This is a genomic window from Loktanella salsilacus (assembly GCF_900114485.1).
Lineage (GTDB): Bacteria > Pseudomonadota > Alphaproteobacteria > Rhodobacterales > Rhodobacteraceae > Loktanella > Loktanella salsilacus.
Genome location: NZ_FOTF01000023.1, coordinates 1 through 11,895 on the forward strand (window position 1 = coordinate 1; position 11,895 = coordinate 11,895).

Here is an 11,895-nt window from a genome sequence, read left to right on the forward strand (position 1 = left end):
AATCGCTATACTTCTCCCTGACCAACGTCACGGCGAACTCACGCACCGCTGGGTCAATCCAATTGTTGGATTGACGACCACGCGCCTTGTGCCGGATGGCACCAGGACCTCCAGTCTGAAAATCCTTCAGCAACCTATGGACCTGTCGCCGGCTCAATCCCAGCACGTTGGCTGCTGTCACGGCCGTCATCACGCCGCGTGTCACTTGGCTCAGTACTTCAATGCGGTTCAGTTCGCGCTCGCTCATGATCATCAATCCCACGGCCACACTCCAATCCTGCTTGATCAAGAGGGAAGTGTGACACTTCTACTTTGCAGATGTGAGACATTCTAACTTTGCGCGTACATCCGTTGGACGTATAATATGTATTATGTAATATATACTCTTGCCACAGTTGCTTTGAACTTCTTACTTTCACTGCGCCCCCAAAGTATTATGACTGCCTTGAACTGCACGAAACAGGACAGATCGTCATGGCATACGGCAAACGCACCTTCGGCATCATCGGCCTTGGCATCTTTGGCAGCACCGTCGCGAACGAGCTAGCGCGCTTTGGAAACCATATCATCGGCATCGACGTGAACGAACAAGCCGTGACCAATATGGCGGACAAGATATCGCAGGCCATGATTGTCGACGCCCGTGATGACGCGGCGCTGCGCGAGGCTGGGATCGGCGATTGCGACGTTGGCTTGGTCGCCATGGGCGACGATCTAGAAGCGTCGATCCTTGCGGTCATGAACCTGAAACTGATCGGCGTGCCCATCGTCTGGGCAAAAGCGCGGACCAAGACCCATCACCGTATCCTACTCAAGCTTGGCGTTGACCGCGTTATCCATCCCGAGCTGGAGGTCGGCCAACATATCGCGCAGGTGCTGAACAATCCGCTGGTGCGTGACTATGTCAGCCTTGGCAATGGCTATCACGTTGTAAACTTTCGCATTCCCAAAAGCCTTGAAGGTCGCAAGCTGTCCGATTTGCCCCATACCAAGGATTACAATTTGCGATGTGTCGGCGTCATGCGCGGCACGGAATTCGCGGGCCAAGATAGCACGGATTGCACGTTGCAAGGTGACGATTTGCTGCTGCTGCTTGGGCAACGCAAAGATCTGCACGACTTCGCCGAGAGCCTGTGACCGTGGCACGCAAAAGCGCCCGTGGCCGTCTGGGATTGCAAACGTTTCGCCTGCCGCCGCCCGCGACACTGGCATTGCTGTACCTGTTTTCGATCCTCATCGGCGGCGGCGTCTTGTGGTTGCCGATCTCGGTCCAGCAGCCTGTATCGCTGTTCACAGCGCTCTTTATCTCAACCTCTGCGGTGACGGTGACGGGCCTGTCGACGGTCGATGTCGGCACGACGTTTACCGTGTTCGGCGAAGCTGTGATCATGATCCTGATCCAACTTGGCGGCCTTGGCCTGATGACCTTTGCCGTGCTTGTCCTGTCAGCCTTGGGCATTCCGGTCGGCATGCCGCAGCGCCTGATCCTGCGCGAAGACTTAAACCAAACGGCCCTGAACAATCTGACAGTGCTCGTGCGCGTTATCTTTTCAGTCGCGATCCTGTGCGAGGTTGTTGGCCTGCTGGCCCTTTCCATCGTTTGGGTGCCGCAATTCGGCTGGGCGCAAGGCCTGTGGTATGCGGCTTTTCACAGCGTATCGGCATTTAACAACGCAGGCTTTGCGCTTTTCCCCGGCAACCTGAGTGCCTTTGTGGACGACCCTATTGTCAATATAACCATCCCTGCCCTGTTTATCCTCGGCGGCCTTGGCTTTATCGTCGTCGGCGACATCTACCAAAAACGGCGTTGGGGCGCGTTGACGCTCCATTCCAAGCTGATGCTCGTCGGTACAGGCAGCCTGATTGCGTTTGCCTTTGTGATGTTCGCCTTTCTGGAATGGTCCAACCCCGGCACCCTTGGCGGATTAAAGGGACCCGGCGCAAAGCTATGGGCCAGCTGGTTCCAAGCCGTCACGCCGCGCACCGCCGGTTTCAACACCATCGACACAGGCGCAATGCACGATAGCACCACACTTATGACCATGATGTTAATGCTCGTCGGCGGCGGCAGCACATCGACGGCTGGCGGCATCAAGGTCACGACGCTTATCGTGCTCATCCTCGCCACGGTCGCGTTCTTTCGCCGCCAATCGTCGTTGCACGTCTTCGGCCGCAGCCTCAAGCTTGAAGAAATCATGAAGGTCATGGCCTTGACCACGGTCAGCATGATCATGGTCGCCGGCGGCATCTTTGCCATGACGATCAATCATGACGGCGAATTCATCGACCTGATGTTCGAGGTCACCTCTGCCTTCGGCACGGTCGGCCTGTCACGCGGCACAACCGGAGAGTTGGATACATTCGGTCTGTCGATGATCATGGTGATGATGTTCTTCGGCCGCGTCGGCCCGCTGACCATCGGATTTTTCCTCGCCACCCGCAGCGCCCCGCGTGTGAAATACCCCGCCGGACAAATTTACCTAGGTTAAACAGCGCCCTGCCCCGACTGCATCCGCTTGCCCACGTCTTCTTGGCAAAAATATCCTGGGGGGCCGTCGGTTGGTGCGCCACTGGTTCAAGAACCAACCGGCAGCGGGCAAAGCCCCATATATGGCCCTGCGTCGTCCGCAATTGGGCGGATCTCAATGCCCCCCAAACACAAAAAAACGCGCCGGGCCTAAACCCAGCGCGCCTTAAATATCGTATCGCTAAAAGGGATTAGCCCTTCAGCTTGGCAACCTCGGCTGCGAAGTCTTCTTTCTCGACTTCGATGCCTTCGCCGACTTCCAGACGCACGAAACCGGTGATCTTGATGCCAGCTTCTTCAGCAGCTTTCTCGACGGTCAGGTCGGGGTTCACGACGAATGCTTGGCCCAGCAGGGTGGATTCGGCCAAGAACTTTGCCATACGGCCCACGATCATCTTTTCGATCACAGCTTCTGGCTTGCCGGACTCGCGCGCGATGTCCATCTGCACAGACTTCTCTTTTTCGACCATGGCCGGGTCCAGATCAGCTTCGCCCAGTGCGGCAGGGTTTGCTGCGGCAATGTGCATGGCAACTTGACGCGCGAACGTTTCGTTGTCGCCGTCAAAGCCGACCAGAACACCGATGCTGCCCATGCCGGGTGCAACAGAGTTGTGCACGTAGGACACGACGTTCGATGCGTTCAGCGTCGCCATGCGGCGCACGGACATGTTCTCGCCGATGATGGCGATGGCGTCGGTCACGGTCTGCTCGATGGTCTTGCCATCAACGGACGTGGCTTTCAGCTCTTCGACGGTGTTCACTGCGATTGCTGCAGTTGCAATCTTGCTGACCATCGATTGGAAGTCGGAGTTCTTGCCGACGAAGTCGGTTTCCGAGTTCACTTCTACAGCGACGCCCTTGCCGCCTTCGGTTGCGACGGCAACAAGGCCCTCGGCAGCGGTGCGGCCGGACTTCTTAGCAGCTTTGGCCAGACCTTTGGTGCGCAGCCAATCGACTGCTGCTTCCATGTCGCCATCGGTTTCGGTCAACGCTTTTTTCGCGTCCATCATGCCTGCGCCGGTGGATTCGCGCAGTTCTTTGACCATTGAAGCGGTGATTGCCATGTTCACTCTCCTGAATAGGGGAAATTCTTTGAAAACAGGGCAGAGGCCTTAGGCCCCTGCCCCGATGGATATAGACAGCTACGCGTGACGCTTATGCGTCAACAGCAGAAGCAGCCTCTTCTTCAGCCATCAGCTCTTCCATGGCACCCATGTCAACGCCAGCAGCACCCAGCTGAGCGGACATACCGTCCAGCGCAGCGCGAGCAGCCAGATCGCAATACAGCTGGATCGCGCGGGCTGCGTCGTCGTTGCCGGGGATGACATAGTCAACGCCCTTGGGCGAGCAGTTGGTGTCGACGACGGCGACAACAGGAATGCCCAGCTTCTGTGCTTCCAGAATGGCCAGGTCTTCTTTGTTGACGTCGATGACGAAGATCAGGTCAGGCACGCCGCCCATTTCGCGGATACCGCCGAGGGACGCAGTCAATTTGCCCTGCTCACGCTCCATGCCAAGACGCTCTTTCTTGGTCAGGCCGGTGAAACCGTTTTCAGAAGCTTCGTCGATCTGCTTCAGACGGTTGATGGACTGGGACACGGTCTGCCAGTTGGTCAGCGTGCCACCGAGCCAGCGGTGGTTCATGTAGAACTGAGCGGACTTTTCAGCGGCGTCCTTGATCGGGCCTTGGGCCTGACGCTTGGTGCCGACGAACAGGATACGGCCGCCCTTGGCGACTGTGTCACGGATCAGTTGCAGCGCTTGTTCCAGCATAGGAACGGTCTGCGTCAGGTCCATGATGTGGATGCCGTTACGCGAACCGTAGATGTATTCGCCCATCTTAGGGTTCCAGCGTGCGGTCTGGTGGCCGAAGTGAACGCCAGCTTCAAGCAGCTGACGCATGGAGAACTCGGGAAGAGCCATGGTCTTATCCTTTTCCGGTTTAGCCTCAGCGGGGGTATCAGACCGTTGTGGTCCAACCGGTGGATGGTGCGGGATTTCTCCCCGCCTCACCCGCCCCCGCCTGCGGGATACGTGCGCGTTCTATAAAAGGCGCGTGCGCCGATTGCAAGGCGCGACATGTGCGCGGATAGGCACAGCGCCGCGCCGCGTCAAAGCTTTTGCATATTGATGGACACGAAAGGCACACCAGACGCGCCAGAGGTGCTGTTCGTGACGCCCAGCACCCGTTCGCCCCGGCGGAAACCGCGGTACGGCTCAGGTATGCCCATGCGGCCCTTTTCCTTAGCGGTAACAGCGGTGTAGCCCATCGCGATGAACCGTGCATCGACAGCGTCATTCAGATCGCGCGCGCCGATGGAAAAGCCGTTGGTGCGGATCGTGCAGCCGCTGGTCTGGACCACAAAGGCAGAGCCGCCCGTGGGCGGATTACCAATATTGCCAGCGATGGGCTTGGTCATCGTGGCGCTGTTGGTCGCGGCGAAACCTGCCGCGATCAACCCAGCGCGATCAGCGATTCCGCCGCTTTGATGGGCAATGCAATAGTCCAGCGCGGGATCAAGTGTGCCAACCAGATAGGTCTGGGTTGAGGCGGCAAAGGCCGCTGCCTGCGCCGCCCGGTCCATCGGCGGCGGCGCCTTTTGCAGCACAGGCGATGCGCAGCCCAGCAGCGCGGCAAGGCTCGCGGCCCCGATGAATGTCTTGCGCATGAATGTGCCTCCGCCCCGCATAACTTGGGGCGGAAAGTCACAAATGGGCGCCCTGCGGTCAAGCCGCAAAGCGCTGGGGCGTTACAGGAACACCCGCTCGATCACCCAATAGACCGCAACCAGCGCGATCAGAACGGACGCGGGCATCGCGACCATGTTGGTATAGGTGTCGTATTGTCCCACGTTCACAGCCGCGCCGGACAGGCCCAGCATGACGGCGATGATCGCCAGCAGCGGGAACAGATCGCCCAGCAGGTCTGGGGCAAAGATCGACAGCGGCACCGCAATCGCCAGCACTGCCGCTGCTGCGGCCAGATAAAGCGCCGCCGCCACACCGCTGCGCGTGCCCTTCCCGCTGTATTCGCGGGCCATGTAGACGCACAGATAGGCCACACCGATCACGCAGACTTGGCCGATTTCGACGCCGATATTAAAGCCGATCAGCGCGGGGACAAAGTTCGCCTCTGGCAGGCCGAACTGGGCCAGCACGGATGCGAAACCAAGGCCGTGCAGCAGACCAAAGCCAAAGATGATGAACGGGCGCCACGGCGACAGGCGGCGCAAAAAGATGTTTTCCACCGCGACATAGGCGATCGACAGGGCGATCAGCGGCTCTACGATGCTGGCGGGCACGGTGACATAGCCAAGCGCGGCCAGCGCCAATGTGATCGTATGCGCCAGCGTAAAGGCTGACACCTGCCACAGCAGCGGCTTTAGCGCGGAAGACAGGAAAAACAGACCCAGCACGAACAGGATATGATCCACGCCCAAGGGCACAATGTGGTCAAAGCCCGTGGGCACATAGTTGATGAACGTCGCCAACGCGCCCATGGCGTTGCCACCGGTCAAGGCGATAGGGGCCGACATCTCTCCCGCCTCTAGGAAACCGTCATAGGGGTCTTCGACGCCCATCTGGCGCACCACAAGGCTGCCATAGGGGCGGATCCAGCCGATCTGCACGGCCTCTGCACCCTCTGGCAGTGGTGCGGTGAATTGGATGTCGGACAGGCGCGCGACGTCTTCGTCCACGACATCTGCGACATGCACATTGGTCAGCGTCACAGGCAGCGCCTGATCGCCGACCTGCACGGTGATGTTCTGCGCCATATCCGGCCAGAAATCGCGGAACCGCGCGTCCAGCGCATCAGGGGGTAGCGCATGCAATTCGTCATAACTCGCCGCTTGCGCGGATTCGTTCGTGTCGGCCACATCCGCTTGGTTAATGCCCGCCAGAAAGCTTTCGATATTCAAACGCATATCAAAGACCAGCGTCGATCCATCCTGCGTCATATCAGTGATCGACGGCAGCACCTCGTGCGCGCGTGCCGGTGACACCAGCGTGAGCAGGACAAGGGCAAAGCTTGACAATATCTGCGCAAGCCTCACCCTGCTTTTCAACCAAAAGGAACTCATCATGCGTCGTCTTACCCTGTTACTTGCCATTCTGGCGTCCCCTGTCAGCGCCCATGAATACTGGATTGAGCCGACGGATTTCACCGTTGCCCCGGACGCTACCCTGACCGCCCAGATTGTCAATGGATCGGACTATACGGGCACGAACCTTCCGTTTTTGCCCCAGCGTTTTGTGCGATTTGACGACGTCGTCGGCGGACAGGTCACGCCTGTGCCGGGGCGCGTGGGCGATGTGCCCGCCGTGCAAATGGCGAACCCGGCAGAGGGTCTGAACGTGCTGGTGTACCAAGCCCGCAACGCCACCGTCGATTACAAAGACTGGGACACCTTTGTGCGGTTTACCGAACATAAAGACTTCACGGGCATCATCGACACACACCGCGCCCGCGGCCTGAAAGAGGAGGCGTTCAAAGAAATCTATTCGCGCTATTCCAAGTCGCTTGTCGCTGTCGGCAATGGCGCAGGGCAAGACAGCCGCACGGGGTTAGAGACTGAAATCGTCGCGCTGACAAATCCCTATACGGATGACGTGTCGAACGGGATGCGGTTCCAGCTGTGGTATCGCGACGCCCCCCGCGCCAACGTCCGGTTCGAAGTGTACGACCGCGCGCCAAATGGCACCGTGACGCAGACCTTTCTGAAGACGGACGCGCAGGGCATGGTCACCGTCCCTGTGAAACCCGGCTATACCTATATGGCCGACGCCGTGGTGATCCGCGAACCTGCCAAGGCGATGGCCGACCAAACTGGCGCGCTGTGGGAAACGCTCTGGGCGAACATGACTTGGGCAATTTCGGAATAACGGTCTTTGCCTGAATGATCCGCGCGTCTTGCGCCCGGCGATAGGTCGGGCGACAAGGGCGGCATGAATCAGACACCCGACATTTTGTGCATCGGCTCCGTCCTGTGGGACGTGATCGGACGCACCGCCAGCCACATGCGGACCGGGTCCGACGTGCCCGGCCGTATCACCCGCCTGCCCGGCGGTGTGGCGATGAATATTGCCATGACGCTGAAACGCTTTGGCCTGCAGCCCGCGCTGCTGACCGTCATCGGCCGCGACACCGAAGGTGACGAGTTGATCGCCGAATCCCAGAACATGGGCCTGAACTGCGATTTCCTGTATCGGTCCGATGACCTGCCCACAGACGTCTATATGGCGATCGAGGCGGCCAACGGCTTGATCGCCGCCATCGCCGACGCCCACTCGCTCGAGGCGGCTGGCGACAAAATTCTGCGCGCCATGTCTGATGGCCGCCTTGGCACGGCAGAGGCACCCTATGCGGGCCTGATCGCGCTGGACGGCAACCTGACCGACGATTTGCTGCGTATCATCGCCGCCTCGCCTTTGTTCGCCGCCGCCGATCTGCGCGTGGCGCCTGCCTCACCGGGCAAAGCGGAACGCCTGCTTGCCCTGCTGGGCCATCCGTCTGCAACGCTTTACGTGAACCTCGAAGAAGCGGGTCTGCTGTGCCAGACCCATTTCGACGACAGTGCCAGCGCCTGCACCGCCTTGCTGGAACGCGGCGCGCACCGAGTGCTGGTCACCGACGGCGGCCGCGCCGCGTCCGAGGGCACCGCTGGCGATGTGATCACAGCCCACCCACCCGCCGTCCTTGTCACCCGCGTCACTGGCGCTGGCGACACCTTCATGGCCGCGCATATCGCGTCCGAACGGCAGGGCCTAGATCGCCCCGCCGCCCTTGCCCGCGCGCTAGATGCGGCGGCAACCTACGTATCCGGAGAGACTCCCCTATGATCCCAATGACTTACAGCGCAGAAGTGCAAAAAGCGCTGGACGCCGGCACCGCCATCGTCGCCCTTGAAAGCACGATCATCACCCACGGCATGCCGTACCCGCAGAACGTGGAAACCGCGCGTCTGGTGGAACAAGACGTGCGCGATGCAGGTGCGACCCCGGCCACGATCGCCGTCATCGATGGCACGCTGCACATCGGACTAGAGGACGACACCCTGACCGCGCTTGGCCAAGCCGAGCATGTCGCGAAACTGTCCCGCGCCGATATCGCCGCCTGCATCGCCATCGGCGGCACGGGCGCGACAACTGTGGCAGCCACGATGATCGCCGCGCATCTGGCCGGCATCAGCGTTTTCGCAACGGGCGGCATCGGCGGCGTACACCGCGGCGCAGAACTGTCCTTTGACATCAGCGCAGACTTGCAGGAACTGGCCCAGACGCCAGTGACCGTCGTCGCCGCAGGTGCCAAGGCGATCCTTGATCTGAACAAAACCTACGAAGTGCTTGAAACGCTTGGCGTTCCCGTGATCGCATATGGTCAAGACACCCTGCCCGCGTTCTGGTCGCGCACGTCCCACATGAACGCCCCGCTGCGCATGGACACGGCCCGCGACATCGCCGCCGCGCTGATCGTGCGCAATATCATGGGCCTGCCCGGCGGCCAGTTGGTTTGCAATCCGATCCCGGAAGCCGACCAGATCCCCGCTGACGAATTGGCCCCGATCATTGATCAGGCGCTGGCCGATGCCGCCGCGCAAAACATCAGCGCCAAGGCGGTGACGCCCTTCTTGCTGGACCGGATCTTTACCCTGACCGAAGGCCGTTCGCTGACGTCGAATATCGCACTTGTGCGCAATAACGCCCGTCTGGCCGCCGCGATTGCCAATGAGATGGTCAACGCCGCCGAATAAGCTGCCCGCCATGCTGCCCGCGCTTGTGAGTGCGGGCAGCACAGCCTATTTCTGCGCTTGGACCTGACGGATGTTGACATGACCCATGATCCCCACCCCGACGATAACAAGCGCCCGCGCCGCCCCGGCGTGATTGCCCGTCTGCGCGGCAATTTTCTGGCCGGCTTGATCATTGTCGCCCCGATTGGCCTGACGTTTTGGCTGATTTACACCGTTGTCGGTTGGGTGGACGGCTGGGTTTGGCCGTTTGTGCCGAACCGCTGGCATCCTGACGAGCTGATCAATCGCTGGTTTGGCACCGACGGCGCGCCGCCCATTGCGGTGAATGTTCGCGGCGTTGGTGTCTTTGTTTTCCTGATTTTCACCGTGATCACAGGTTGGCTGGGCAAAGGCTTTATCGGCCGCGCCGTAATCCGCTTTGGTGAACGTCTGGTTGATCGGACGCCCGTCGTGCGCAGCATCTATAGCGGCGTAAAGCAGATCGCTGAAACTGTGTTCAGCCAGCGCGATACGTCCTTTGATCACGCCTGTCTGGTGGAATATCCGCGCAAGGGGATCTGGGCCATCGCCTTCATCTCCACCGCGGCTAAGGGTGAAATCGCGGCGAAACTGCCGGGAGAGGCCGAAATCGCGACGGTTTTCCTGCCCACGACGCCCAACCCGACCTCTGGCTTCCTGCTATTTTTGCCCCGATCCGAAGTCATCATTCTGGATATGAACGTCGAGGATGCGGCCAAGCTCGTCATCTCGGCGGGGCTTGTGTATCCGAACCCCAAGGATCCTAAGTTGCCCCCTATCACCGCATGATATCGGCCGCATTTACAGGTTTCATTACCGGGTTTTCATTAATTTTAGCGATTGGCGCGCAGAATGCTTTTGTCCTGCGCCAAGGGCTGGCGCGGGCGCATGTGTTCTGGCTGTGCCTGTTCTGCGCCGCCTCTGACGCGCTGCTGATTGCGGCGGGTGTGCTTGGATTTGGCGCGATGGTCGCACTGTTTCCGTCGCTACCGCAAATCATGGCCTACGCTGGCGCGGCGTTCCTAGCGGTTTACGGCCTACAGCGCCTGATTGCTGCGTGGCGCGGTGACTATGCGCTGCAATTAACAGGCAAAACCAAGGCGTTATGGCCCACTCTTGCTACGGCCGCCGCCTTTACCTGGCTGAACCCCCACGTCTATCTGGACACGCTGGGGCTGGTCGGCGCGGTATCGACGGATTTCCACGGCGCGGCGCTCAAATGGGCCTTTGGCAGCGGCGCGGTGGCGGCGTCTTTCGTGTTCTTCTTCTCGCTCGGCTATGGCGCACGGCTGCTGGGTCCGGTGATGCAATCCGCCCGCGCGTGGCGCGTTTTGGATACCGGCATCGGCCTTGTCATGTGGGCGCTGGCGATCAAGCTGATCAGTTAAACATCCCATTCAGATCAAGGGTTTCACGCTTTCCCAGATCGTCCTTGTTATTGATCAAGAACGTATCCATCGCCGCCCGTCCCGCTGATTTCAACTGTTTCAGGACCACTGGCACGGGGATCGTTTTGGTCGCCACATTAAGATCGTTCATCAGCGCGTCGTCTTCAATCATATACAGCATGACCCGCTTCATCGTGCCCGCCTGCATCACCCCTGTGTCCAGCAAATCGCGCACGAAGGCGATGGCCCGCAGCTCTGCCAAAAGGGACGCGTTAAAGCCGATTTCATTGATCCGGTTGGCAATCGCCTCTGTGCTGCGCGGCAAGGTGCGGCGGATGATGGGGTTGATGCCAACGATGACAAGATCGTTCGGCAAGTCCTTGTCATACAAGGGAAACAGCGCCGGGTTGCCGGTATAGCCGCCGTCCCAGAACGCCTCTTTTTCGCCGGTCAACGGATCGTCGATTTCCACCGCCTGAAACAGCGTCGGCAAACAGGCCGAGGCCATGAGGGCGGCGTCGCTGATTTCGGTCCCGGAAAACACGCGGATACGTCCGGTGCGCACGTTGGTGGCACCGACGAACAGCTGCGGGCCTTTGGTGCTGCACACGTGATCAAAGCTCATCTCGGCCAGAATCGCGGCCAGTGGATTGCGCAAAAGCGGGCCGTAGATATAGGGCGACACGACGCGAGAGGCGGCGTCGAACGCCTGATAGCCGGGGGATAATTCCAGCAGAGTCGCGATGCCGCGCACCGTCGGCGACAGGGCGGATAGCCAGTCCTGCAAAAAGGGCGTGTTGACCGCACCGACCTTTTCCCAGAACCAATCCAGCCGCGCCTTGGCCCCGTCGCGCCCGCCCTCGATCAGCCCCGCCTTATAGGCGGCAGCGTTCATCGCGCCAGCGGATGTGCCTGAAATTGCTGCGATTTCGATGTCGGTTTCTTCGATCAGGCGGTCGAGCACGCCCCAGGTAAACGCGCCATGTGCGCCGCCGCCTTGCAGGCCGAGGTTAATGCGGATCATCGGCTGCACCTTTGCCCACTGAACCCGCGCCGCTTTGCCTGATCTGCCCGCATCGCCTTGCCCTCGCAAAATGCTGCACCTGCACAATGATGCCCGATCTGATTGCAAAAGTCCAAACATCATCGCGGCAGGTACAACAACACGGGCTGTTTCAGGTGTGTTTCAGCCGTCGGCCAATTTTGACCG

13 protein-coding genes are annotated in these 11,895 nt (G+C 60.0%); 7 read left to right on the plus strand and 6 right to left on the minus strand.

All coding sequences use genetic code 11. The features are described 5' to 3' along the window. On the minus strand, positions 1–247 hold a 247-nt coding region (locus tag BM131_RS16110; protein ID WP_139222610.1), incomplete at its 3' end, for a helix-turn-helix domain-containing protein. A gap of 227 nt (positions 248–474) precedes the next feature. On the opposite strand from BM131_RS16110, the gene BM131_RS16115 reads away from it, so the two are divergent. After that, positions 475–1,137, plus strand: coding sequence for a potassium channel family protein (locus BM131_RS16115; RefSeq protein ID WP_090191119.1), 663 nt, complete (start codon positions 475–477; stop codon positions 1,135–1,137). Between the two features lie 2 nt (positions 1,138–1,139). Further along, the gene (locus BM131_RS16120; RefSeq protein WP_245754275.1) at positions 1,140–2,489 is read left to right on the plus strand and encodes a TrkH family potassium uptake protein; all 1,350 of its coding nucleotides are present in this window, start codon (positions 1,140–1,142) and stop codon (positions 2,487–2,489) included. Positions 2,490–2,718: 229 nt separating this feature from the next. On the opposite strand, the gene tsf is transcribed toward BM131_RS16120, so the two are convergent. The 4 genes from tsf to BM131_RS16140 form a co-directional block, all read right to left on the minus strand. Next, positions 2,719–3,591: a translation elongation factor Ts gene (tsf, locus tag BM131_RS16125; RefSeq protein ID WP_090191121.1), complete on the minus strand. Its 873-nt coding sequence runs from the start codon at positions 3,589–3,591 to the stop codon at positions 2,719–2,721. A 91-nt stretch (positions 3,592–3,682) separates the two neighbouring features. After that, complete coding sequence (gene rpsB / locus BM131_RS16130) at positions 3,683–4,450, minus strand: 30S ribosomal protein S2 (protein WP_090191122.1); 768 nt, start codon at positions 4,448–4,450, stop codon at positions 3,683–3,685. Between the two features lie 188 nt (positions 4,451–4,638). Beyond that, the gene (locus tag BM131_RS16135; protein WP_139222666.1) at positions 4,639–5,196 is read right to left on the minus strand and encodes a hypothetical protein; all 558 of its coding nucleotides are present in this window, start codon (positions 5,194–5,196) and stop codon (positions 4,639–4,641) included. An 81-nt stretch (positions 5,197–5,277) separates the two neighbouring features. Continuing rightward, positions 5,278–6,564: a HupE/UreJ family protein gene (locus tag BM131_RS16140; RefSeq protein WP_245754276.1), complete on the minus strand. Its 1,287-nt coding sequence runs from the start codon at positions 6,562–6,564 to the stop codon at positions 5,278–5,280. 46 nt (positions 6,565–6,610) lie between these two features. Here BM131_RS16140 and BM131_RS16145 point away from each other — a divergent pair, with 46 nt between their 5' ends. The 5 genes from BM131_RS16145 to BM131_RS16165 all read left to right on the plus strand — a co-directional run bounded on the left by BM131_RS16145 (position 6,611) and on the right by BM131_RS16165 (position 10,685). Next, entirely contained in the window at positions 6,611–7,411 is an 801-nt protein-coding gene (locus BM131_RS16145) for a DUF4198 domain-containing protein (RefSeq protein WP_090191127.1), read from the plus strand. A gap of 63 nt (positions 7,412–7,474) precedes the next feature. Continuing rightward, a complete protein-coding gene (locus BM131_RS16150) occupies positions 7,475–8,368 on the plus strand; it encodes a PfkB family carbohydrate kinase (RefSeq protein ID WP_090191129.1) in 894 nt (297 codons plus the stop codon). Then, on the plus strand, positions 8,365–9,279 hold the full coding sequence (locus BM131_RS16155; protein ID WP_090191130.1) for a pseudouridine-5'-phosphate glycosidase: 915 nt from the start codon (positions 8,365–8,367) through the stop codon (positions 9,277–9,279). The genes BM131_RS16150 and BM131_RS16155 overlap by 4 nt, the downstream gene beginning before the upstream one ends. A gap of 78 nt (positions 9,280–9,357) precedes the next feature. Then, a complete protein-coding gene (locus BM131_RS16160; protein WP_090191132.1) occupies positions 9,358–10,086 on the plus strand; it encodes a DUF502 domain-containing protein in 729 nt (242 codons plus the stop codon). Next, a complete protein-coding gene (locus tag BM131_RS16165) occupies positions 10,083–10,685 on the plus strand; it encodes a LysE/ArgO family amino acid transporter (protein WP_175499396.1) in 603 nt (200 codons plus the stop codon). Before BM131_RS16160 ends, BM131_RS16165 begins: the two co-directional genes overlap by 4 nt. On the opposite strand, the gene BM131_RS16170 is transcribed toward BM131_RS16165, so the two are convergent. Further along, entirely contained in the window at positions 10,678–11,709 is a 1,032-nt protein-coding gene (locus tag BM131_RS16170) for a patatin-like phospholipase family protein (protein WP_090191135.1), read from the minus strand. The two genes, BM131_RS16165 and BM131_RS16170, sit on opposite strands and share 8 nt — an antisense overlap. Positions 11,710–11,895 lie beyond the last annotated feature (186 nt).